Source organism: Microbacterium sp. DMC48 (assembly GCF_056313825.1).
In genome coordinates this window covers 15,097-40,350 of sequence record NZ_JBQUZN010000010.1, presented here as the reverse complement: position 1 = coordinate 40,350, position 25,254 = coordinate 15,097, and the positions used below count along the sequence as shown (strand labels likewise).

Genomic DNA, 25,254 nt, shown 5'->3' with positions numbered 1-25,254 from the left:
ACCCAGATGAACAGGGCGGATGTGGTTTTTCAGGCTCCCGCGTTGAGCACCGGCCGCACCGGAACCCTCGGCGAACCTGAATCAGTCGGAAGCTGTAGCGCTTCAGCTCCCTTCGAAAAGACCATCACCGCCGACGTCAAATGCGCATCAACCGCGGAACTGTCAACGAGATCACCGATTCCATCGATCATTTAGAAATAACGCGAGTTTCGGTAAGGGTGGACTTCCGGAACAGCTTGCTGAAGGAAGCGATACCGTTCGTCGTCTACCTGGACAGTCGGAGGGTTTGCATGAGCTATAAAGGCACGATCAGCAGGTATGAGAGCGGTGTGAATTGTAGCAAGGAACCAACGGTCCCAGAACCTCTACTTCCGAACGTTAACCCCACCCTCATAGTCGAGAACTCTAGCCCCCGGACACCGGCTGTTTATGACTTCTATGTCGCTTCTGAAGACGATTACAACGATCTGACGAAGCCCGGCCAGCCCGGAGAAGACGAAGGCAAACGCACTCTCCTAGCCACAACAACCGCCCAGTAACGTCACCCAAGTTTCCGTCGGACTATGACAGCAATGAGCGGCCCACTCTCACAGCTGTCTGACTCTCCACTGCGCAGCTCCGAGGAGGATGCATCCTCATGCCTATGCATGACCCCGCCTTCTACCGTGGAAGTGTGGAAAGCGCGTCATCAGCGGTCAAAGACGTTAGCAGCGGCGTTGACCATTTCGTCTATTGGAGTGCGGCCGATATTGGCGCGGAAGTCGGCGTCGACAGCGCGCAGATCATTTCGCTGTTGAGAAGGTTCGGGCTGATCCAGGAGAAACCCGATGATCTGACCTGGCAAGCGGTTGCCGCAGGCATCGCGATTGTCTCACCTGCAGACCGTAACAGCACCGAGCAAAGCGACTTGCCCGGCATCCGGTGGAACAAGAAGATCATCCTCGAACCTCTGCACGAAGTATTCGACAGGCAGGTATGGCCGTGAGTGCGAACGTGACGATATCGGCCGTGACGGAGGCTTCTCCCGCGGGGGAGACTCTCAAGGCGTCACTGGCCATCACTTTGCTCATTCTCGCGCTTATCGTCTTTGCGGCAGTAGCCCTCACTGCCCTGGTTACGAAGTCGCGTCTACGTCGGCGTCTGCTCCAGGCTCGGCGGGCTCATCGGTCTGCCCTTGCGGCTCAGGGGCTATCTGCCGCAGCCGACCTCACCCGCGCGCGCCAGAAAGAAGCGATGGCCGTAAACGCCTTAGAGGCGGAAAGAATAGGCCGCCGCGAAGACGTCAGCGCGCTGCTCAGCCGGATCAGTCAGGGTGTGAAGTGGCAGCATACCTCGCGAGAAATGCTCAGAGAAGCTGCCTGTTCGCTCGGAGTCGACGGGGTTCTGATGACGAACCTTTGCTTTCTCGGACGTACCGACACCGGTGTTCCCGCTCTCACCCAGATCGATCATCTATTGCTCACCGCCCGCGCGATCGTGATCGTCGAGGTCAGGCACTGGGAGGGCGTCGCTTTTGACGAGGTTGATCCGGCAACGCTTCACCCCGCGCTTGCGCCCGTGTCAGCCGCGATGGAGCTTCCCTCGTCGTTCGCGATCCACCTTCAAGCGAGTAGACAAACACCGCTGAGGGCCGAGGTGCACGAATCACCGAGAGCCCAAGCACGAGAGCATGCATCGCAGCTGTCGCGCATACTCAGAAACTATTCTGAGATATCTCGAGTTCAAGCCTGCGTCTTGTATAGCCACCCCAAAGTTCGGCTCTTCACCGACAAAACTGTTCAGGTCACAAACCCTATGAGCACGCCAGCTCTTGATGCCACCTCACTGCGCCCTTTCATTCGGCAGATCCTCGAATATTCATCAGGGATTGAGAATGATGTCCGCTTCATCGCGAGATCCCTTGAATCACAAACAGCGGACGTCGTTGGCTTTGGGAAGATGAGTGGGGAATGGCCTGACTTCTTCGCCGCTGCCGACCCTAGGCGCGCAATGGCCATCTCCTGACGGCTGATCACTGGGAGGCCATGCGGTGCTCCTCTCCCCCAGAAGCGTTGAAAGTCGATCGTGCCCGCGTTCACGTTGCGCACTCGAGCGTAGGGACAACCGCAATATGAAGACGATTTCCGCTCAGCGGCAGGGCGAGAAATCCGCCCACCGACCGGGTTACGCCGTCGGCCTGGGCCTCCTCATCGTAGGCAACCAAGATCGGCGAAGATCCGAGAACAGTACGCTGCCGGATTTGGTCTCGATAACCTGCGTCCCGAAAACACCGAACTCGACGGATCCACGGCCGTTACGCATTGAATGGAGACTGTTGATGCCTAGGTGGGGGTTGTGGGTTTATGTTTCGGTGGTTTGTCTGTTGTGTGGAGGGTTTTTGTGAGGTTTCGTTTTGGGGTCGCGGTTGCGGCTGTGTTGGGGGTTGCGGGAGCGTTGCTGGGGCCGGTGGGAGCGGCAAACGCGGTTTCTTCGGGCAGTACGGTGTCGGCGGAGTGGTCGCTGCCGGCTAGTTCGTCGGGGGTGTCGGAAGTGCATTTCGGTGAGGCGTTCATGCCGGTGAGCTCGCGTAAGTCGGGGGTGTTCGCGGGGTACGAGTTCGGGTTCACCAACCGTGAGGAGAAGGGCGTTATCGGCTTCGAACCGCGCGAGGGTAAGAATTTCGAGCCTTCGCGGTTGTATGCGAGGTTCGGGACGAGCGTGGCAGGTGCGTCGGTCGTTTCGGGTAAGTGCTCCAAGGGTTTCGATGGAGGCGTGGGGGTAACCTGTGAGATCGAGTTCGACGCGCTATACGGCCCCGCATACGTCCTGGTGGTGCGTAAGACCGGTTTCAACACGTGGTCAGCGGAGATTCACGACCCTCAGGGCCATCCGAGTATCACTGTGGGCTCCTTCCGGCTTCCGGATGGAAGTGGACTGCTCAAGCCGTCCGGCAAGGCATTCATCGCACACCCCCCGTCCGCCGACTGCAACGAACTCAGCACGGCCGACGTTGTCTTCCAGGCTCCCATGCTGAGCAACAGCCGCGCCGGGACCCTTGGTGAACCCGCCAGCTACGGAAAGTGCGCCACTGAAGCACCGTTCGAGAAGACCACGACCGCCGACGGCAAGATGCGCATCAAACGAGGACTCGTCAGCGAAATCGCCAACGCGTTCAAGAGGATCGAACTGGAGAACGATTCCATGCACGTCTACTTCCGCGGTGGCCTGCACACGAAATCTGTCCCTTTCGTCATACGCCGCGATGGCAAGGACATCTGCGTCGTATACGGAGGATACACCTCGCATAGTTGTCGACCGGACATTGGGCTCGTCACCCACATCACCGGGATAGGCGAAATTCCTCTCACTGTGATTACTGGCGTAATGCGCCCGGGGGCGGTTTTCGACTTTTACGTCGACGCGGAAGGTGATGAAGAAGACCTGACGATTTTGTACAGCCGGACCTACACCGGTCTCTTTCCGGTATCCCCAGTTATTGCGAACGCATCAGGCGTCAAGCTTGTGATAATGGAGCAGTCCGGGCTCGCGCCGGATCGCTACGTGGTCTATGTCGACGACAATTACCTCATGGAACATTACGCCGGAGCAGCGTACGGTGCAGGGCAGGCGACTACAAAAGACCAGATCACCATGCTCACCTCCTCCGCTCGCGTACCCGCGGGAAGTAAAGTCACCGTCTACTATGCCGAGGGAAACCCAGGCGAAGGAAACACTCGACGTACGCTACTCGCGACCACCATCGCTCAGTAGCTCGACATGCGTCCCTTAGCCTCGGATGTTGGCCTGACATGCCTTAGACGGGAGCGGAAGCGCCAACTACCGGTGCGCCAACAAACGCGAGATCCCGCTACGAATTGCGGCGACGCTATGTCCCTGCTCGACGTGCTCACGCCTCGCTATCGTTCGCGTGGTGCCCGGTCTCCTGCTGTCGCTGCCGATCTTGCTATGTCGCGTTGGATGTCTGAGGCAAAGCTAGCGTCATCGACGGGATCCTGCTCGCCGGTCCTTATGTGCCCCTGGTGAGGTAGTCACCTCCTTCGACGAAGCTTCGTGGTTTTGCACTTCTGCATGGAGAAGCCCGGTGGGAGACGCCGCTTGGCGGCGTCTCCCACCGGGCCGGGTGGATGGGCTGGGTTAGATATTGGCGGAGCTCAGGACCCTGCGAAGGGGAACGAACGATGCGGCAGCCAGCAGCCCAACGAGAACCCCAGCAGCCGTTCGCAAGTCAATCGCGGGAAGAGGCTCAGCATTGTAGGTGATGGGTGCCGAAGACGTTCTGCCGGGCGTCGTCTGCACGATCGTGAGGGGCGTTTGGGTCCCCGCGGGGATTATGCCAGTCCACGCTCCTGCCGCGTCCGTCGTCGTGGTCACAACGGTGGTGCCGTTAGCGTCCGTTATCACCACGGTGCTTGCGGGGGTGCCATTTCCGCTGATGGTGTACGCGCCCCCTGCGTCCGGTCCGGTCACGCCCGAAACCGACGGCGCAGCGCTGGGAGCAACTACACCCGTCTCGATACGAGACAGAGTTCCCGGCGTCCCGTTGTTCGCTGTGTAGGCAAACGTTGCATCGGCGCTAATGGCAACGCTCTGCGGAGCTCCCACTGAACCGAGCGGAATCGTGGCCGTAACTGCGTTGGTCGTGGTGTCGATTCGCGAAACCGTCGTCGATCCGGAGTTGCTGACGTAAGCAAATGATCCGTAGCTACTGATCGAAACACCGTTCGGCGAGGATCCGACCGGGATGGTCGCGCTAATGGCATTAGACGCCGTTTCGATGCGCAAGACTGTCCCGGAACCAGTGGTAACGAATGCAAACACGCCATCCGGGCTGATCGCAACGAAGCGCGGGCTAGCCCCCAGAGAGATGCTTGCCGTAACGGCTCCTGTTGCCGTATCGATTCGCGACAGCGAATTGGACGATGCGTTTCCGACGTAGGCGAAAGCACTGTCGGGGCTGATGGCCACACTGTTGGGGTTACTGCCGACACTCACGGTCGCGCTGACAGTATTCGTAGAAGTGTCGATCTTCGTTGCCGTGTTCGAATTGAAGTCGGCGGTGAAGGCGAAGGAGCCGTCCGGGCTGATGGCCACACCCGCTGGGGCGCTTCCGACTCCGATTGTCGCTGCAACAGCGTTGGTTGCTGTGTTTACGCGCGACACTGTAGTCGAGCCGTTGTTAGTGACGTATACGAAGGAGCCGTCCGGGCTGATCGCTACGCCAAAAGGCCCGCTCCCCACGCTTGTCGTGGCAGTAACTGTTCCTGTAGCTGTGTCGACCCGCGACACGGTCCCGGAGTTATTGTTCGCAACATACGCGAATGAACTGTCGGGACTTATTGCGACCTGTCGAGGTCCGACTCCGACGAAGAAGAAGCCAGAGACAGAGTCGGGAGGCGCTGAGGCGCTGGCTGGCGACGCTGAAAGCGCGAACATTCCGCCCGCGAGCAAAGCTGCAGAAATCCGCACTGCAGTGCGCCGACGCGTCCACTTCGAAACGGGTGATTGATTTCTCATGGCTTCCAGTCCTCCTTGACTTTCTGGCAGTTCTATTCAGATGGCTTCCCGGTTCTCGAAGAGACCGGGGAAGGCTCTGGCTTTGACTCCTTTGCCTATGCGGAAAACATCTCCCACGGAGATTGCAATGAGTACCCATCGAACCAAGATGGGCACTCAAATGCGCACTCCGTCTCTTATGCCCAGCACCCTCGGCGAGGCTGCTGGTGGCCTGGTTCGCCGAAGGTGCGCCCTCGAGCCCTCGCCCGCTGAAGAAGTCCCAGTCTTGTCGCATGCTGGCGATGCCGACTCATCTGGATGTAGTTCGCCGGGCTAGGCCTACGTGAGCGGCAGGGAGGCAGCCACCACAAGAAAACGTGTGCACCCGGCTGGTTCAACTTCTTCAACGGCGGCCCGCAAAGTTGTCCTGTGTCGCAGCAAACTCACTCCGACCATGTTCGGAGAATGGCTTCCTCGATCAGTGCGCGCTTCTTCTTTCCCGTGCGCTGTTGCGCTCGGGTGAGGACACTATTGACCTCCAAGCTGACGCGAGTCGCAAGTTGCACAGTCACCTCGACTCCCCCGCCGTAGGTCTGCGGGAGTACCAAGGACCCAGCATCGCTGCCGTAATTCACAAAGGACTGCGCTCGGCCCACGTGTTCTTCGAAACCTGCCGCAACATTCTCGGTACTACCTACCTTCTCCTGGGCCACCTGCGGCGACGTACCTGCAACACGTGTTCCGAGATCAATCGGATCTACACCAGCGTCGGGAGCGGGACGCGGACGGGTGCGAGGCGGGCGGTCGGGCTGGGACGCGTTCATCGGATCACCTTTCGCATCACGTCGGCATACGCATCACGGATAGGGGCGCCTTTGCGGTACTTGCCATACCACTCGCCCGCCATTCGAACTTCGGGCACAATCGCGAGGTGCGGCACGATCGGCTCAATAATCGTTGCCAATTCACGCACCTTGTCGATTGCATCTTGCTCGGCGTAGGACAGGAAGCCTGTTCCATCGCGAGTCATGGCGACACCGACCTCTTCGATCGTCGCAGCAAGACCCATTCGAGCCATACTGCGGCGGAATGCGCCGACTGTGCGTTGAGCGCCAGTGACGCCGTCGACGCCGGAATCCGACGCTGTGGCGGCGTACAGGACCTTGTTGGCAGCGTGCAAAGCGGACAACGTAAGTGGCCCGCCTTGCCGATTTGCGCAGTCGATCACTACAACATCGGCATTCAGGCCGACGAGAGACGTCTTCAGGCGAAGCTCGGCATAGTCCTCACGCTCACCTTCCCGGTTGCTGAGATCCCGCGCGGAAGGGATTACCCGAAGGAGAGAACTCCACGGGCTCTGCACCGCCAAGTCCTCGGCCCAGCCGGTCGGTTCTTCTTTGGCTCCAAGAATGGCGCCGATGTGCAAGCCCTCCCCCACTGGCGCGATGCGCGTCCACTTTGTAGAAGCGGCACGTGGGTCCAGGTCGATCAACACCGTGCGGTAACCAGTCTCGGCCGCGATCATAGCTAGGGATACGGCCGTTGTCGTCTTACTCACACCGCCGGCTTCGCTGTACACCATCACACTTTCCATAGCTAAGCAGTAAACCTTCTCGCTTCCTAGAGCGGCGTCTAGCTAGATCACAACCTTAGTGGCAAACAGCTTCGTCGCTCAACGCTGTCTGCGCGACGCACTGCCGACCCGGCCGCGACAGGCGTGTCCCGAAAAACGCAGTGCGGTGCCGTTCACATCAGGAGTAGCAGTCGGCTGTTACTTAGCCGGTGACCCACTAGCTAGAACGCTAGGATACGTGCTAGAGGGGGAGCAGGAGAGTTGGCAGTAGGCGCGCGACAGCTAGAAAACTAGAGGGCTAGACGGCTCGACGGCTAGACGGCGGGAGAGTATGCACAGGAGCCGCAGTTCCGTCGGGGCAACCTGCGGATTGGTCGAGCTTGGACACCCGACTCCTCATGGGCGCCTTCGTCTACTAGCTGGCAATCTAGCCACCGGGCGCGGTAGCTAGCGAACGGGCTAACTAGTTAGTTAGTTAGTAGGAGCGTGAATGGTGCGTCAACTGCACGTCAGTTCAGGACGCCGCGATCGCAGTATCCTGCGACTCCAGACAACTCCAAACCCGAGCTGCGTCGCCTCGGGAGCGAGTGTGACAACCGAAAACTATCCGCATGCGTGATGTCGGATGCCCTGAGCGGTGCCGAGAAGAGCGCGAGGCTGAGGTTCTCATCAGCGTAAGATCTCACTGCTGTCACGAACCTTGGATCCAGCGTTTTGTAGCCCGTGGGTCCAAAGACCGCGTCGCGCGAAAGTGTGCCAACGCGCGGAAGGCGGTTGAGACGCGACGTCTCATCGCGCCGACATCGGTCGAGATGGCGCAGAGCCATGCAGCGCTACCGAAGTCGACCGAGCTCCGGATGTGTCGCGTGATCCTTGCACCGCGAGGCCGTAGGTCTTCTGTCCAGAAGCTTCACTCGGGCTTCTCCGCAGATGCTTGCATGGAACGCGCTGAACCAGCAGTGCGAGTCTTTGGCCGGTCAGTTCATCGCTCACCTAGGGCGTGTCTCCTAGATGTTGTGTTCAGGCGATGACGGCGTCGAGAACGGCTGCTGACCGGTAGACGGTGGCGAGTTTGTCGTAGCGGGTGCCGAAGCCTCGCCGTTGCGTGAGGGTGGCGAAGCGGCGTTTGACGTTGCGGCCTCGGTAGTCGTCGCGGTTGTAGTGATGGGTCGTCCGCCGCGTGAGCCGCGTCGGAGACGGTGGCTGATCTGGTCGGATGGCTGGGGGATGACGGCTTGGATGCCGCGGTCGCGCAGATGCTGTCGGATTGCTCGGGATGCGTATGCCTTGTCGCCTCGGACCGGTCGGGCCGGGTTCCGGGGTGGCCTACGTGACGGGCGGCACGCAACGGCTCGGGCAGCGGGATAAGCATGGGCGAGTCCCCAGACTGGCCCGGCGTGACGGCGATCACCAGCGGCAGGCGGTGACCGTCGTCCAGGTGGTGCAGCTTGGTCGAGAGGTCGCCTCGGGAGCGGCCGAACCCGTGATTAGGCGGCTCGATCAGCGGATTGTTGTAGTACGACGAACCCGCCCGTGACCCGGGTGATGTTCGTCGGGTGCTGATGGGCGCGGGCGATCCTAGAGTCCACCGAGACGGGCCAATCGAGCCTGCCGGTCGCGTCGGCGCAGGCCAGCAGTGCGGCGTGAAAGCGATCCCAGGTTCCATCGCCGGCCATCCGACGGTGCCACGTCCACACCGTCTGCCACGGCCCGAACACCGTGGGCAGATCCCGCCAAGCGATCCCGGTCCGATAGCGATACGCGATCGCCTCGACCATAGTTCGCGCGTCAGAGCAGGGGCGGCCCTTACGGCCGGTAGGACCGGGCAAGAGCCCAGCGATCAGATCCCACGGAGCATCCGAAAGCAACTGAAACCGCGACACGTCTCTGGCGTCACGGAAGTACCCACCCATTTGGGAGACACGTCCTAGTTGCGGACGTGCCATTGATTGCCCGGGCCACCAAGATCTCCGAAGTATCGAGGCTATTTGCGTTCGCCGGGGGAGTGCCCGGTGAATCTTGGCCTGCTGTTGGGTTCGTTCGCGACGGCTCTTCGATGCTCCGGGCTGTGGGCCATGAGGGTCGTTGCCTTCGGGAAGTACTGACGCGGCAGTCTGTTCGTGTTCTGGCCGGATCCGCGTTGTGACGGCGAGTGAGCGTCGGTGGAGAGGACTTCAATGCCGAACTCCGCGGCGATCGTGCGGTTTTTGGCCATGTTGATGCCCTGGTCCCTGATGATCTATCGGTACCTTGCCTATGGCAAGTCGCTCATTCGTTCCTGGATGGCTGTGTGGAGGGTGTCGCGGTCGGCGCATGTGGGTCGTGAGTTCGACGAGCGTGCGGATCGTGGAGCCCTGCCTCTTGCCGATGATGAGATCGCCTTTCCAATGCCCGGGCTCCGAACGGTCCGCCGGTTGGAATGGGTGGTATTGGTCATCCGTGATCTGACGCACCTCGATTCGATCCTTCCATACAGCCCCCAAGCTCTCAGGAATGTTGCGACGATCACGCGAAACCACCATCGACCGGTTCGTTTCAACCACGCGACTGTGTTCGTCCGGCGGAACACAGGCGGGATCACGAGGTCAGAGTGGGTTTTCGGTACGGACTGGGATGTGGTCCACGTGCTGGAGTTGGCACGACCGGGACTGCAACGCAGCGGCGAGTATCCTCGCCGCCCTACGGGTGGAAAAGCGAACGCCTCCGGAAGCGTGTAGCCCCCAGCCTCGGTTTGGGCGTGAACGAGGAACCCACCGTGCTCTCACCAGCGCGGAGACCACGCGGGGAGCCGTCGTGACTTCTCTCGTAATCTGGATCAGATCGGCCAACGACACCGCGAACCAAAGAGGGGGGGCGATGCGGATCAGCTTCTACCGGAGCTGTCGAAGTTACGGTGAAGACAGCCTTCTCCGCCGTGCTGGGTGTTCGGGCCGCGGGAGCCTCTGCAATGCTCCCGCGCTGCCGCCTCCCGATCGACTAGCAGCGGCTCTGAATCAAAGCACGACCCGAACTTTTGAACCATAGAGGGTGGCATGGGCAGTGGGCATGACCGGTGCCAGCCCCTGCGCAGTCGTGAGCGCTAGCTCGAACGAAGGAGGTACTGAACGGACTCCGAAGCGCTTCGAGGTCGCGGAATCTCGACTGAGATACCGGTGCTGCGTGGAGGATGGTCGATATCTATCGATGTATAGGAAAGTGTACCCGGTGGCCGCGTAGGCCAATTGCTCGCGGATGAGTTCCCCGGGATTGCAAGTGTTCGGGTCGTGGGAGCGTCAGCACTGCTCCCACACTGCTAGCTAGTTTGGGAGAGCTAGCAGGGGTGCGGAACCGATTGGTGCACCCGCCTCCGACAGCACGACCCGAACAATCCTCAACCTAGAACGCTCCTGTACGCACTAGGCATCCACGTAGAACCTCTCGCCACACTTCCCCTACACAACTCCCAAGACGTCAGCCCCCACCGCCCCCAGCGACACAACCACCGAAACAGTACGCATCAGCAGTGGCAGGCTTCAGGGTGCCCAGCCAGACAACCGAGAAGAGGGGCATGGGGATCGCATCGGCAGTCACATCAGTACCCGTACCCATGAAACGGTGACGCAACCAATTGCACTGCTTCACCCAGTGTCGCAGAGAACGCATGGTCGGGGTCACGAGCACCGTAGCTCGACTAGTTCACGACCTATCAGGTGAGAGCATGTCGACGTGGTCAGAAGCGACTGCGTGTGAACACTCGAATCGGAAGTCCTCAAAACGAACCGAACCGGGCCTGGGCAGGCGACCAGTTTCTCTCACCCCTTAGGGCCTCGTCGACTGCGGTGGATCGAAATGACGACGTAAAGCGTCATCGCCGCAGCCCCGATAAAACCAAGCAGGGTCCAGATGTTGAGGGCGACTAGTGCGACGTTCGCCCCTTGGGTGTTCACAGCCTCAGTAGCTGCGCTGATACACATAACTATGACGCTAATTCGGCACTACTTACCTAGGCACTACCTGCGCACGTGTGCAGAGGGCTTCCCTCCGCTGGCCTTGGAAAGAGCCGAGGCGTGGGGCGTCTGGGGAACGCCCCACGCATGCGGTGACCACCCGGGGGGAGGGCAAAACATCAACCGCAAGGAGAGATCCCCCGATCTCTCAGCCTCGGGGTGAGCAAGAAACTCACCATCGGTTCCAAAAGAACCTCGACATATTTTGAGCAGCCGCAGGGCAAATCTGCATGGCCAGTGACCTGAAGTAGCCCCCAAAGGTACGAAAAATCACCCTCACCGCGTTCTCGGGGTATATGCCAGCCGCTCGAGCCGACGTACTTCTCCCTTGTCGGGACTGGTCAACGTTGGGCCCAGGGCGGGAGGGCGGCCAGGGGCGTTACCGCGCGCAGCACCACCCCTGGGTAGGTGATGCCTATTCAGGAGCCGTCGTGGGCGTAGAGCGGGACGGGTCGAGCTGATCGCACTCCTAACATCAAAGAAAGGAACGGCAAATGCCCACTGTGCTCAATAGGTGTCGCGAAAGTCGGCAGAACGAAAGCTTGGATTGACTGGATGATCTCCCCCCAGAGCCTCATTGTCCCCCCGCACATAGTCACCCCTCGATACGTGGTCGGTTATGCGTCGCGAATCGATCCCGACGAGGCGGGAGCGCAGTCATGCGCACTGGACGACTGGAGCTTGGCGCGCGATGACGCGCTGTTGAGCGCGCTTCGGCTCGGCAACGACGTTACCTTCTATGGGCTGTGTTTCAGCCAGCAGAAGTATGCGCGCAGCGTGCGTACTCAAGTCACCGGCATCGGACTTAACTACATCGAGCATGTGCCGGCAGGCATAGCTATCGCGAGATGCCCGATCAATTTCGGTCACTTTTTTACGGCTGATTCGTGTTCACCGGAAGCCGCGGAGGACGTGTGGCGACGGGCCCACGCAGAAGCAAATTGGGATACTCGTGAAATCGATGGCATTACCCTTGAAATCCGGACCGGGGAGAGCATCAGCATCCTTGCGGAGTAGAAGGTGCGGGCTCAGCACTCCCGGCTCATGGAACAGCAGCTTCTTGATGCCAGCTCTCTGACGCACCAAGAAGTCGAGCATTATCTGCTAGCTCCTGGCATATCGCAGCTATTCGGGCGCTGCTGTACTTGTCGCTGAACGGCGAAGGAGTACCTACCAGCAGCGCATTCCGGTCAGCTCGGTCGATCTCATGTTCTATGACCTCTTTGAGGTCTTCAGTAACGCTGACCGGTCGCACGAAACCAGCACCCACAGCTTCCTCCTGCACCTTCGAGGGAGCGAGGACAAGCAGTCTTCTCTTGAGGACGGTGGACTCTTCTTGTAGATCTGCTGAGTCTGTCACGAGGAGGTTTGCACGCGCCGCGAGCCGGAGAAGAAGCGGCTCAGACATAGAGTCCAGAACTGTGACCGTGGAGCTATCGGCTCGCAGGGTTTCTTCAGGGAGTGCTTTGCGAGCCGCTCTCGTTACATGGAGAACGCTCTTCACATCCAGCGCGGTGAGCGCGTTCCACGTTCTCTTCAGATTTCCAACCTCCGCGGCGGCATCACTCAAGGTCGCTAGGACGAATGGCGTCGCGACGATATTCGCCACCCGCTCCGTGGCGACCCCGCCGGTAGCGATGCTCGACCAAGTCGCTTCCGTGGCCGTGTTTCCCGTTACCGCGATGTTGTCCGCGTGAATCCCTTGCTGCAGAAGATGTGCAGCCGCCGTGCGGGTAGTCGCGCAGTGCACGTGCGCGCTGAAAACGATCAGATCCCGATACAGTTCCGCCTCCCTACTTTCCCCAGTTGGCGTCGGTCGACGCTCAGGCAGTGTGACAACAGGGATGTCTAGCGCCTTCGCCGCGATAGCAGCTGCAGCTGCCATCGCGGTTGCTCCTTGTGTAACGAGGACCTCTGCACTCAACTTTCGGAGGAGTAGTGACAGCTCGCTTACCAACGTGGCCAGCTGTTCGCCGGGCCCTTGGGAGCCCCCGCTGCGGATGATGGCCGGGGATGAGAGGAGAGCGCCAACTTCCGTATGCGATCCATTCACCCGCGGGAGGGCGCCGACGAGATAAGGAGGTTCCAGAAATCTGGTCAAGATTGGCTGAATCCTAGCTAGCTCCTCCGGAGTGGCGTAGACAAAGACCATCCGTGAGCCTCCGCGCAGCGTAGGAGAGTGCGTCGCATCGAACAGTGGGGTGTGCATTGACATTCCTTAAAGGTCCTCGTCCGCAGGTGGAACTACGCCGCGAAGTGCGCACTAGTAACGGACTATCCTCGAAACGTCACTACGTGCTCGTAGGCATCTCTCGGAGATTAGGCAAGTCTGCTGATTGCAATGAGTACATGTGGGGTGTGTATCTGGGTGCACCCATGTACTGGCGTTTTGCTGGTGATCCTCAACCATGCCGCCTCAGCTGGAGAGCAAGCCAACGCGAATCGCCGAGACTAAGTACTTTGCGGGCGTGCCAAGAGCTGCAGCCCCAAGTCTGCATGGGCTACATCGGGTCATCGCCCGGGTGCACGCGGAAGATGCGAAGTGATGCTTGCCTATTTCTGTCGCCCCATACGCTCAGTCGAACCCGAGAAGAAGAAGATTTAGCAGCCATGCTCACTCGTCATGGTGGCACTTCTTGTCCACCGTAATCTCACCGCTCTCCCTGAAAAGAAGAGAACATGAATATGCACCCCACTGTGCCATCAGTACCCCTCGCCCGTGGAGGTAAGGATGTTGCGGTTGTTTTTGGGACTCGGCCCGAGATAATCAAGCTCGCGCCCATCGTTCACCGCTTCGCGGAGGCGCCGCTTCTTATCGACTCCGGGCAACACTTTGACTACGCAATGTCGGGAGCTATCGTCGAAGGAACTGGACTACCAGCCCCCGACGTCCGCATAAGTGGGATCGGGGGCCGGTCGCGTGCGGAGCAGATCGGGATCATGGTTGTCCAGTTGGCGCGCAAGTTTCAGCGGCGTCGCAGTCGTGTGGTCGTCGTCCAGGGCGACACAAATACGGTTGCGGCTGCAGCAATTGCGGCGACTAGTGTCGGAGTGCCATTGATCCACGTGGAGGCAGGGCTTCGTTCATTCGATCGAGGGATGCCTGAAGAGATCAATCGAATCCTGACTGGTGTGGTTGCTGATGTTCACTGCGCGGCGACCGAAGACAACGTCGACAACTTGACGCGCGAGGGCGTACCGCGCGCCAGGATCTTGCTGTCGGGAAACACAATTGTTGAGGCGACGGCTACCGCGCTACGCCGCGGTCAGAACGCAGCTTCGATCGATTTGCCAACCAGCGAACCCTTCGCTTTGGCCACGATCCATCGCCCGGAGAATACCGACGATAGTGAGGCCCTCGTTCGCGTCATAGGAAGCCTTCGCCAGCTTCCTCTGCCGTGCGTTCTCTTGCTGCACCCTCGCACCGAAGCTGCGCTCACGCGTCACAACCTCCGCCACCTGCTGGACGGTCTCATTGTCATTCCGCCATTGCCTCATGAAGAATTCCTTGCCCTGGCGACACGGGCGAGCATTCTGGTCTCGGACTCGGGCGGGATTCAGGAAGAGTGCACGGTGCTGAAAAGACCTCTGGTAGTTGTCAGGCGCAGTACCGAGCGGGAGGAGTCGGTCCGCGCCGGCTTCTCGACTCTGGTCGCTCCGCACCAGAGCATAACCGCAGCTGTCGAGCGTGCCCTCCTCTCCACCGACATACGCGCGCTAGCCAATACGCCGTCACCATATGGTGACGAGTGCAGCAGCCTTCGAATCGCAAACGCTATCGATGCGCTGGCTCAGGGTGCTTCTGCGGAAGAGGCCGTTGCGATTGGTATGGAGACGCCCGCCACCGCTGGCCCACCTATCTCCTAATAGATGCCAAGGTCAGTGCGCCCGGAATCAACCGCCCTCACATACATAGAACGGATTGAAAGATGAAGACCCAACAGGCCGAGAGAGCCTCTTCGGCGGAAGACTGCGGCTGCGCGCCGACCGCCACAGAGATCGCGGGCCTGCGCGGCCCGATGAGCCGCCGATCCGCCCTGGGCCTCGCCGGTCTGGGAGTCCTCACCCTGGGGGCCGTGAGCGCCTTCGGTCTGCGGTTCAGTCCGTCCGCGTTCGCTGCCGACTACCCCTCGTGGGACGACGTACAGAGCGCCAAGAACAACGAAGCGGCCAAGGCCAACCAGGTCACCCGCATCCAGGGCCTCATCGCCGCGCTGCAAGCTGACGTCGAGGCGAAGCAGGCCGAGGCTCAGCGGCTCGCGAGCGAGTACCTCGCCGCTCAGGAGGCCTTCGAGCAGGCCGCTGACCAAGCCACTATTCTGCAGAGTCAGGCTGACGCCGAATCGGCCCGCGCCGCAGAAGCGGCCAAAAAGATGGGACGTCTCGCCGCTCAGCAGTACCGTGCCGGCGGCAGCGACCCGTCGATGGAGCTCTTCTTCTCCGGATCTGCGGCCAGTGTCGACGATCTGCTCGCCAAGCTTGGCACGATGGACCGGCTGGTCGCGGCTAACCGCGGCGTCTACGCCGACGCGATCAGCGCCCGCAACAACGCCCAGAGCCTCAGCGACAAGGCCAAGGTGGCCCGCGACGAGCGCGACCGCCTGCAGAAGGAAGCTCAGCAGAAGATGCAGGCCGCGCAGGATGCCGCCACCGCCGCCCAGGCCGCCCTCGCCGAGCAGGACAAGAACCTCGGCACCCTCCAGGCGCAGCTCGCCGCACTCCAGGACCAGACCGCCAAGACCGTCGCCGACTACCAGGCCGGCGTCGAGGCCGCGCGCAAGGCCGAAGAAGCCCGGCAGGCTGCCCTCGAAGAAGAACGTCGCAAGCAGGCCGAAGCCGAAGCTGCCGCGAATGCCGGAAACGGCGGCGGTGGCGGAGGCGGCGGTTCCGTCGGCACTGACGGGTGGGTGCGCCCGGCATCCGGCTACATCAGCTCGTGGTTCGGTAACCGCGGCACTATCTGCGGTGCAGGAGGCTGCGTCACGGGCCACCGCGGCATCGACTTCGCGACCGCCTGCTGGTCCCCGATCTATGCAGTCACCTCGGGCCGGGTCGTCTACGCCGGCTGGGGCGACGGCTGGGGCAACTACGTCAAGGTCGACCACGGCGGCGGCATCGTCACCGGCTACGCCCACATCGTCAACGGTGGCTACAACGTCAGGCATGGCCAATGGGTCAACGCGGGCGATGTCATCGCGTACGTCGGCAACACGGGAGCATCGACCGGCTGCCACCTCCACTTCGAGGTCTACTGGCAGGGCGTGCGCATCGACCCGGCACCCGTACTCCTCGACCACGGCATCAACGTCTACTGACGAGCACAGCAACGCCAGAAGAGCACAGGTGTCCCTGGCGAATCCGATATACAAGCGGACCGTTCCTTGCATGATCAATGACGGCGTGACGTCCCTCGTGAGAACTTCTTCGCATCAAAAAGGATCAGATTTCCGCAAGCTTCCGGTCGAAATCGGCCTACATGGAACTCATGCGTCCCGATGCCTAAGTTTCAAGAATTGCGTACGCATTGGCAGGTCGATCCTCGTAACTTTATCGAGTCCGGGCGTAGCGGCACAGGCAATGCTACTCACCTCAACGCCGTCGACGTGGGCCGGGTGATGCGCCATATACAGAACATGGCGCAGCCCGGACATTTCCAAGCGCAGAAATGGTGGACCGCGTTAGCGGTTGAAGTCTGGTTAAGTCCTCCATTAGTCCGGGAGCACAGCGAAGTCGCATCTAGACGGTGCCGTCGGAAGGAAAGCATGGACAATCTCCAGAGGCAAGCGGCCGTGTGCACCGAATGGACTATGCATCTGGCGCGGGAGCGCCTGAGAGAAGTCTTCGACGACGGAACGCGAATTGTCATCATCAGTGGGGGAAGCTCTGATCTCCGAACTCTTGCCGTCTTGGACGTTATTCAACGAGAGTCCTCGTGGTGCCACTTGAGCTCTCCTTCGGTATCGGTCTTGAGAGAGTCCCTGGAGCTCATGCCCCGAGGAACAGCTTTCGTAGACCATACGGATCCCCCGCTGCTGTGGGACATTGCTGAGGTGGCCCGTGGAAGCGTCGGGTCTTCCAGGAGGGTGATCATCGCGGGGAGGATAAACCCTCGTATTGGTGACATGGTCGCGAATTACGTCGAAGGTGCGCACCTAGTCCTTCCTCGCATGCCCCGAGGCTCCGATGCCGGCTTGCTAACGACGAGAACCGGAGGCGCCGCCACGGCGGTGCGCAGGTAAATGCCTTCGGAGAGGTGGAGCCAGGTCCAGGCGAGGAAACTTGGGGGAGAGGTACGAGCTCACTCTTGATTGAGTAAGTTCTCGTCAGGCCGTAGGTAGGTGCGGTCAACGGTAATCGTCGTGATCGGCGAACCAAGGCGCGGCGCAGGGCGCCGATCGCTGTCGGTTCGTCGCATCTTCGTCGTCCCCAGGGAAACGACTACCGATGACCATCTGGACGTGCGCGTCTCATAGGGGCCGGCATGCTTTTGCCCGTCGGTGTGGCTCATTGGTCGCGGCTGGGTTCTTGCTGCCCAATGTTGTCCGACAATCCGTCAACTTTTACCTATCGATATGGCGCCGAGCTGGTATCAACCCGACGGCACGATTTATGCGGCAGCGAACCGTCCCTTGACCATGATCTCTCTAATGCCTGTCGAACAACTATCCGCGGTTGTGAGAAACCCACTTCCGGACCTCAAACCTCCGCATCGACGAGGCCGCCAAAGCTCTCCAGGAGGCGCAACTGGACACCGGTGCAGAAGGCCGTGTCCCGTAACGTCCAAGGCTCTGCAAACCTGAGGGCGGCCGTCGCGACACTGTCGCCGTCAGCATGAGCGGATTCGTGCCCGCCGCCATTACTTCATTCACCAGGTGTCGAACCTGCGGGTCAAGACCCACGACCTACTCGTCATCGAAGACCTGAACGTCACAGGATTGATCCACAACCACCACCTCGCTGCCGCCATCAGTGACGTAGCCTGCGAACTCGCCCGCCAGATCAACCACAAAACAAGCTCGCCAGGGCGGGCATGTCCTCAACGCGGACCGATGGTCCCCGTCGTCGAACGCCTGCTCCCATGGCGATGACTTGACACCCACGCTCACCCGCGCAGACCAAACCAGCCCGGACGATATGAAAACCCTCACCGCAACAGCGACACAGGGCATGAATCCTCTTCGCGCAGCGCTGCCGGAAACGAGAATAACCGATTGAGTGGATAGCTCGATCAGCAGCTCGGAAGGACCCGAGTTTCGATTATCTGAGTGATTGCATCGGTTCCAGCGCTAGGTCGATTTGGCGCCGTACGATCTCCGCTAGCTCGTGCCGGTTGGTGGCCGTTGTCTTTCTAAGGGCATTGGAAATGTGGTGGTCGACTGTTCGTTTAGAGATGCCGAGCCTCTGAGCTATCGCGGCGTTCGAGAGTTGATCTCCTAGCGCGGCAACTTCTCGCTCGCGCACTGAAAGCTTGGCCTCGTTCGCTGACCTGCGTTCCTCGAAGCGCGGCGGGAGGTGGAGCCCCAGAGCTTCACGGGCTTCTCCGGCATGAGATAGCCAGGTCTTCCCGGCTTCCCCGGGCTTGGCTGCAGCGGCTTGCACGAGCGCGATTACCTTGATGTATGCCCATGCTCCGGTGGGGGGCTGAGCGTGGCTGGCCTCATCCTGGCGCAATGCGGTTACGAAGCCGACGAGATTGTGAGCCACCGCCTTATCAAGCTCGACGAGGAGCCGGCTCGCATCAGAGTATGAGTCCCCCAGCGGATCCCATGCGAGAGCAAGTGAAGCCATGAGAATTGCTGCGGTCTTTCGACCCTCAAGTCGCGCGCGTCGAGCGTGCTCTATGAGGGTGCCAGCTACTTCGGCGGTGGATGCTCTTTCGTTGATTCGACCAACAACGGCAGCCGTCACCGGGTCTACAGCAGGCGGCCGACGTGAAGCTGAAGCTGAAACGACACTAGATGTGTCAGGCCACCGGGTTGATCGAAGCGCAGATACCGTCCAGAGGGACGCGGGTCCGGCGAGTTGGAGGCAAGCTACCGTCCGAGCAGCTTCCTCCCATTCTCCTGACGCTATTTGGACAGCTGCGCTCATTCCGTAGGCCGTCAGTGTCAGGTCCGCATTTGCGGGATCGCATTCTTCGAGCCACTGTTCAACGAAGCCCCGAGCTTCTCCGAGATATCCGGTCGCGAGCATAGCTAGGACTCGAATTCGCCCCCAGAGAGGAACTGCTATCGATGTAGCTGGTGGGATGGAGCCGACGATATCGAGAGCTTCTTGCGGATGCCCAGCGTCGAGTATCAGCTCCGCGACGGCTAGCCTGGTGATCTCGCGCATCTGCGGGAAAGTAGACCGCTTCGCTACTTCTCTCACCCATGTCAGCGTGGAGAGGGAAAGTTCGCCGTCCTTGGCTTCGAGGAGGCGTGCGTGAAGTCGTGCTTCGTCGGCATCTCGGGGGGAAGCGGAGGACGCAAAGCGTCGGAGAACTTCGCCCGCGTCGTCTGCAGTTCCATCGCTCCAGAACTTCCATAAGGCGTAGGCAAGAGTGAACGCGAATGCGTCGTCGCTGGTATCGTCTTGCTGCTGGATCTCTGTTGGGAGACTCATGTTCTCCGGTGCTATGTCGGAGTGACGAAAGCGCCACGCGGCTTCGATTGCTCTGAGAGCATTAGTGGGTGTTGGGCTCTTAGCGTGCAGCGCGCGAGCTTCGACCCACGCCCGTTCCGCTTGGGCTTCATAGCGCCATACGAGATTAGAGAGCGATCGTGGAGCATCGTTGTGATCGATCTCTTTGGCGCGAGGTGCGTCGATCCGATCTCCAATATGCTCGGCCACGGCGCGGGGCATTGTTTGGGTGAGGATGCCGTCTTCCCCCACCGTGTTAACCAGCAGGTCTGCTGACAACAGATAGCTCACAGCAGAAACACCGAACTGAGCGATGAGTTCACCAGGGGAGACGGGTTGAACCGCCGCGCGAAGGCACGACAGCTCTGTCTCGTTGAGATGCGCTAGGGACTGGTCTACGAGCGCTGCGATGATCGCGGAGCGGTCACTTCCAGGCGTGACATGAGAAATACCGGGTTGTGCCGATCCGTGGCTTAGATGTCCGACTGTGTCAGACAAAGCTCTCGCTATCGGTATGTGACCACCCGTGTAGACGAATAGCTCAGCTATCGCGTCGTGGCCGATATAACTGGAGGCGTTCTGGCGAATGGCATCTTCAAACTCCGTCAAGCTGGGGCGGCGGAGGTCAAAGCGTTGAACCAGGAGGCCCCCCAGGAGGCGTGAGGCCCCTCCAGGAGCGCCTGATTGCCAGACAATCGCCCGGCAGCTCGTCCTCCGGAGAACCTCAATAATCGCATGCTGGCTATACGCATCAAGGTGATCAACGTTCTCAATAATGAGAACTGGATGGTTATCTGAGGCGATGTGAGCCGTCAAACGATCGAGAATATCCCGTGGTTCTGGGCCGCCCCTAAACAGCTCGGCAAGCGCGAACCGCAGAGCAGCGAAGTTTGATCCCGCCAGTTCTCTGCGCGCGCTAATCAGCGTGGGCGCGTACCCCACTTCGTCGAGTGCGGTGACCAGCGGCCTCGTAAGTTGCGAGGGGTTGATGGTCCAGGTGCCGCGCAGCTCAATAACTTCCGCTGTTCGGAGCGATCCGAGAAGACGTACTACTTCCGCGCGCTGATACGACGTCACCGTCGCCTCCCAAGTTCTTTTCCCGGTGCCACTTCCAGGAAAAGGAAAGCAACTTCACACAGTCGCAGCAGGCGACGCAGACGTCGATTCGCCCGTGGCGGGCCCAAAAAACACCCATTGATTCACCCCACTGAGCCGGCGACAGCACTTCTCCTCACCCGCAACCCTGATAATCGAAGATCTCGCGGTCCACGGGGTGAATTTTTCGCTACCGCAGGGTTATAAGAGGGAGGGGAGTCGGCCACAGGGAGCGCTTAGGAAGAAACTAGCTAAGTTAGCTAGCGTTCGCGGCTTCCAGCTAGTGGGGATCATTGCAATAACGGGGGTGGGCCGACTGTGTCACGTTCGCCTGAGGCGGGTCAACGCCCGCTAACGACCGGGGGAGGTCGCTTCTGGGTTGATCGGCCGGACTGTATGGAGTGGCTGAAAGACGCGCTCGAGTGCCGGGTTGTGATCTTGAGGGCCGCTCGCGGAGCGGGGAAGTCTGTCCTCTTGTCGCAGCTCGAACGCGAGCTAAGGACGGGGCAGCGCCCTATTCGGAGTGCGATCTGCGACGAGGTTGCCGGTCTTCTGCTTCCTGATCTCACCGGGCTGGAAGCGCCAGTGCTAATCGTTGATGCGGCGAGGTTATCGACGGCAGCCCATGGGCACTTATGTGATGCATTGGACCGGCACCCTAGGCTCACGCTTGTAGTCAGTACGCGGACGGCGAGCCGTTTCGAGGATATCGAGTACGCGACCCGGTACGACACCGCAGTGATGCCTCCTTCGGTGCTGTTGATGGACGACGCGGCGACGCGGCAGGTCTTTCTAGCGAACGGGCTCGAGATGAATCTCTCAGATGCGGGGCGCGTTAGCGAGGCGCTACATGGATGGCCATCCTGGATTCAGGCGGCAGCGACATTCGCCCGCATCCATGCTCTTTCGGTGGGAGGTCCTCGCGATGTGGACGATCTGTTGGATTGGCTTCAGCGGGATGTGCCCCCAATTACACTGACCGAAGAAGCAAGGGACCCCATTTTGCTCACGTTGTTGACACAGCGGGAGCCGCTAACGGCGTCCTTACTAAGTGCAGTTGTGCCTTACACAGCGGAAAAGTGGACTCTGGCGGAGCTTGAACGACGCGGGTTGGGGCGTTCGAGCTTAAGTTCGGGAGGAGGATGCTTTTATGTTTCTCCGGCTGCGCGACAATCTGCGTACTACTACTTGAGTCGCCTCCCGTCCCCGCTGAACGTCGTTAACGGTCAAGAATTAGCTCAAGCCGTGACTAATCATTCTCCGAGGGTCGGCCTCCAGATCGCCACTTTAACGGGCTCTTGGACTTCCGCTGTGGAGGCTCTTGAAGCGATCGCCTACCGTGAGGGGACGCTTCATCTTGAGTACGTCGATTCCGCGCTGTCTCTAATCCCACCGCAGGCGATTTCGGGGAACACTGTCGTCGCAGCTCAGCTGGCGCTAGACGCGCTCGAGAGGTCGTTGTCTCCTTCCCTGATTCGACGGCTGACGTCCCAGCTTCGCGATCTTGCGGCGCATGGGCCGATTGGGCCGCCCGCTGCCATGGCATTACTGGAGGCGACGGTCCGGAGAAGGCTGGGCCAATTTGGCCGAGCGGCGGAGATTGCGCTGGCATCAGACCCAGCCGCCGCTGTAGCTGCCGCGCTTGCCCACTTGCATATGCGCCGCCAACTCGATGCCGTGGAGGTAATTGAGAAGCTTCTCGGTGATTTTCACCCAGAGGGGGATCCCGCCGGGGCATGCGGCGTAGCCGCAGTGTTGGCGTTCCTTGACGGACGAGTGGCTGCTGCAAAGGACTATCTCAGGCGCAGCGAAGAATCGGGAGCAGAGTCCCGACCGGCGCACTACCTCGCGCGACTCGCGATCGCGATCGAGAACAACGATCTCGCAACAGCATCCGCCGCAGGTCTTTGGTTGGACCGCAACGCGTCCGGATCCGAGTACTGGCCCTTGGTGGTCGCACTGAAAGAGATCAGCCGTGCGATGTCAGGCAGCGCGACCGACGTCGGATCGATCATTAGGGAGTCGGTTGCACGTGCGGCGCTATTACCCCTGTCTCCGCACCTAAGCGACCTGTTGCGCGCCACCCAAGCGGACTTGCTCATACTGCACCGTCAGCCATTCTCTGCCTTGACGCTGATCGAGTCTGCTCCTTTTCCAGGAGACGCACTGAATGCTGCCCTAGGGCGTTCACTGCTGGCTACGGGCCGCAATCTTCAAGCCGAGGCTGTGGCTGCGCGGCGGCTGAGTTCGGGTGTTCAGGGCGTCCGCACTACCGTGGAAATGTCTCTGATTGCTGCCATCGCTGCGACACGCCGGGAGGCCCCTGAGTTAGCGAACGAACATTTGCGTACAGCAGTGCAGCTAAGTAGGAGAAACGACCTCAGGGGTCCATGGAAGCTCATCGACCCGTCAGACCTGCAACTTCTACATCTGCTGGGCGATGAAGGCGCGCGCGACTGGCTGCGAGCTGTTCAACCGCTCAGTCGCCGGGCATTAACGGTCCCAACGCTAACCCGCAGGGAGCGCGTTGTGCTGGCTCATTTGAGGAGCAGCGCGCCAATCCACGAGATCGCTCGGGAACTGGGCGTTTCCCCCAACACAGTTAAGAGCCAACTTCGCGGTCTGTACAAGAAGCTGGGCGCGAACTCCCGTTCGCACGTGTTGAGCATAGCGGTCGAGTGGGGCCTGATTTGAAAGCATCGAAAAAGGTTGCATTCCACACTCCGAGTCATAGTGTCTTACCACCCCCAAGCCTCTAAGGCTGTGCTGCCCGAAGTCTTGGTTGAAGCCGAACGCCATGCGGTCCTAACTTGTCTTTTCCTCTAGCCCCCGAACTGGAAGATTGATGGTCCACCCTGCCCCAGCAAATCTCATGGCGGATGCGTTCGATGCTGTCGTAGCTGTGGCGCTCTCGGTACTTCCCGGCGAGGGCGCTCCCTCAGCTCGAGAGCTCGATCAGGTCCGCCACCTGGCGACGCAGTGGCTCGCCAGCATCGATCCAAGCCGCCGACCGCTAGCGGTTGCGGGGATGCTGATCGCGCAGCTGACGGCGGGCGACCGCCCACGAGCCGCCGAACTAGCTCATTTCTCTCTCCGCAGCGTCGCCGAACGGGAGGGCGAGGCGTCGGCTTTGGATCGCAGTCTGTTCTGGGCAGCGATGTCCGAAGAGGCCTTGGGACGGGGGCACGCAAGAGAAGGGGCGACCTTCGCTCACCGGGCGACGCTAGCCGCCAATGCCTCCTCAGATGCACGCGCCGGATACCGAGCAGCCGCGCTCCTATGCGCCGCGACGGGAGCCAACGGGGAATACGCGGCCTCAGCTGCGGCTAGCGCCCTCGCCCATTCGATCGCCGAAGATCGTGAGTGGAGCCTCAGCGCGTCTGCCTATGGCCTTCTCGTCGGGGAGCTATTTCTCGCCTCGGCTGATCTCAACGCGGAAACGCTCGCAGTGTTGTCGGAATCGCTCCGACAACACGATGAAGATCCACGGTTCGGCTCGACTGCCATCATCGCAGAGAGCATGATCGCTCTCATCCAGGGCCAGCCGGGGCAAGCAATCGCTATCGCCCAAGCCGCGGTGTCGGGTATGGCTGACGACCGAGTACCACCCATGAACCGGGGTTTCGCGCTTGGAATTATCGCGGATGCATACCTGCTCCGCGGTGAGCCCCACCGTGCGCTCAACGTGCTCGATGATGCAGTCCCCACGGCGGAGCACACGTTGTGCTTCGATATGCAACGTGCTTCCGCCTACCTCGCCATCGGTGACGCGAGAGCTGCCTTGCGGACGACAAGCTCATGCATAGCGATGGGCCCTAAACATTGCCTCCGGACCCGAGCGCCGATTCTACTGCGCCGAGCTCTGGCGCATCAGGCCCTGGGTGACCGTGGCTTCGCGGAAACCGCTTTCGCAGATGCAGTAGCTGCGATCAGCGCATCTGGTTCGTCCACTCCACTCCTGACTCTACCCAAAGATCTCCTCGCTCAATTTATAGACGATCACCGGTCGACCCACCCCGCGGATTCGGATCTCCTGAATCACATGCTTGCCCAGCTAACCCGTGTTCCCCCGGTCTCTCAGCAGCGCATATCCCGCTTGCCAGCCTTGACACGACGAGAGCGGGACATCGCGTGGCGCCTACGAGCAGCGACGAGCGTGGATCAACTGGCGGCGGAAGCTTTCGTGTCGCGGAACACGGTCAAGACCCACCTGCGAACGTTGTATTCGAAACTCGGCGTTTCTTCTCGTCTCGAAGCAGTAGACACGCTCGAGCGAGAGGGGTTCTACGATCGGCGGCCGGTTACGGATCCGGGTGACGACCGCCCAATGAAGCGTTGAGCCTTCGCCATGAGGCCGCGGCGTGATGCGGCCTCATGGCATTGAACGTGCCCATGGGGGGAGCCCCGAACCTTGTAGCTACAGACATGCCCCAATATCTACGCGAGCTATTCAGCAACGAAGCAGGGGCGTGCCCATAGTGAAGC

At 60.5% G+C, this 25,254-nt stretch carries 13 protein-coding genes and 1 pseudogene; 9 read left to right on the top strand and 5 right to left on the bottom strand.

The window, feature by feature from the left end; genetic code table 11:
• The 4 genes from ACT53O_RS15275 to ACT53O_RS15260 all read left to right on the top strand — a co-directional run.
• Positions 1-195, top strand: a 195-nt coding sequence (locus ACT53O_RS15275; RefSeq protein ID WP_476153429.1) for a hypothetical protein, incomplete at its 5' end; no start/stop codon positions are given.
• Between the two features lie 448 nt (positions 196-643).
• Entirely contained in the window at positions 644-985 is a 342-nt protein-coding gene (locus tag ACT53O_RS15270) for a hypothetical protein (RefSeq protein ID WP_476153427.1), read from the top strand.
• Positions 986-1,233: 248 nt separating this feature from the next.
• Complete coding sequence (locus ACT53O_RS15265) at positions 1,234-2,004, top strand: nuclease-related domain-containing protein (protein WP_476153425.1); 771 nt, start codon at positions 1,234-1,236, stop codon at positions 2,002-2,004.
• A 516-nt stretch (positions 2,005-2,520) separates the two neighbouring features.
• Entirely contained in the window at positions 2,521-3,750 is a 1,230-nt protein-coding gene (locus tag ACT53O_RS15260; RefSeq protein WP_476153423.1) for a hypothetical protein, read from the top strand.
• A gap of 384 nt (positions 3,751-4,134) precedes the next feature.
• Here the strand turns inward: ACT53O_RS15260 and ACT53O_RS15255 are convergent, their stop codons facing one another.
• From ACT53O_RS15255 to ACT53O_RS15245, 3 genes and pseudogenes are all read right to left on the bottom strand, one after another.
• A complete protein-coding gene (locus ACT53O_RS15255; protein ID WP_476153431.1) occupies positions 4,135-5,433 on the bottom strand; it encodes a beta-propeller fold lactonase family protein in 1,299 nt (432 codons plus the stop codon).
• A gap of 880 nt (positions 5,434-6,313) precedes the next feature.
• On the bottom strand, positions 6,314-7,087 hold the full coding sequence (locus ACT53O_RS15250; RefSeq protein WP_476153421.1) for a ParA family protein: 774 nt from the start codon (positions 7,085-7,087) through the stop codon (positions 6,314-6,316).
• Between the two features lie 999 nt (positions 7,088-8,086).
• Positions 8,087-8,949: pseudogene (locus ACT53O_RS15245) on the bottom strand (IS5 family transposase).
• A gap of 2,658 nt (positions 8,950-11,607) precedes the next feature.
• Between ACT53O_RS15245 and ACT53O_RS15240 the strand changes: the two are divergent.
• Positions 11,608-12,069, top strand: coding sequence for a hypothetical protein (locus tag ACT53O_RS15240; RefSeq protein WP_476153419.1), 462 nt, complete (start codon positions 11,608-11,610; stop codon positions 12,067-12,069).
• Between the two features lie 25 nt (positions 12,070-12,094).
• Here the strand turns inward: ACT53O_RS15240 and ACT53O_RS15235 are convergent, their stop codons facing one another.
• Positions 12,095-13,204, bottom strand: coding sequence for a UDP-N-acetylglucosamine 2-epimerase (locus tag ACT53O_RS15235; protein WP_476153417.1), 1,110 nt, complete (start codon positions 13,202-13,204; stop codon positions 12,095-12,097).
• 527 nt (positions 13,205-13,731) lie between these two features.
• Here ACT53O_RS15235 and wecB point away from each other — a divergent pair.
• Both wecB and ACT53O_RS15225 read left to right on the top strand, forming a co-directional pair.
• Positions 13,732-14,919, top strand: a complete 1,188-nt coding sequence (wecB, locus tag ACT53O_RS15230) for a non-hydrolyzing UDP-N-acetylglucosamine 2-epimerase (RefSeq protein WP_476153415.1) — start codon at positions 13,732-13,734, stop codon at positions 14,917-14,919.
• A 62-nt stretch (positions 14,920-14,981) separates the two neighbouring features.
• Positions 14,982-16,367, top strand: coding sequence for a peptidoglycan DD-metalloendopeptidase family protein (locus tag ACT53O_RS15225; protein ID WP_476153413.1), 1,386 nt, complete (start codon positions 14,982-14,984; stop codon positions 16,365-16,367).
• A 1,942-nt stretch (positions 16,368-18,309) separates the two neighbouring features.
• On the opposite strand, the gene ACT53O_RS15220 is transcribed toward ACT53O_RS15225, so the two are convergent.
• Entirely contained in the window at positions 18,310-20,751 is a 2,442-nt protein-coding gene (locus ACT53O_RS15220; protein WP_476153411.1) for a helix-turn-helix transcriptional regulator, read from the bottom strand.
• Positions 20,752-22,080: 1,329 nt separating this feature from the next.
• Here ACT53O_RS15220 and ACT53O_RS15215 point away from each other — a divergent pair.
• A complete protein-coding gene (locus ACT53O_RS15215) occupies positions 22,081-23,463 on the top strand; it encodes a helix-turn-helix transcriptional regulator (RefSeq protein ID WP_476153409.1) in 1,383 nt (460 codons plus the stop codon).
• A 178-nt stretch (positions 23,464-23,641) separates the two neighbouring features.
• Positions 23,642-25,108 carry a response regulator transcription factor gene (locus tag ACT53O_RS15210; RefSeq protein ID WP_476153407.1) on the top strand — a complete coding sequence of 489 codons (1,467 nt, stop codon included), beginning with the start codon at positions 23,642-23,644 and terminating at the stop codon, positions 25,106-25,108.
• The last annotated feature ends 146 nt before the right edge of the window (positions 25,109-25,254 follow it).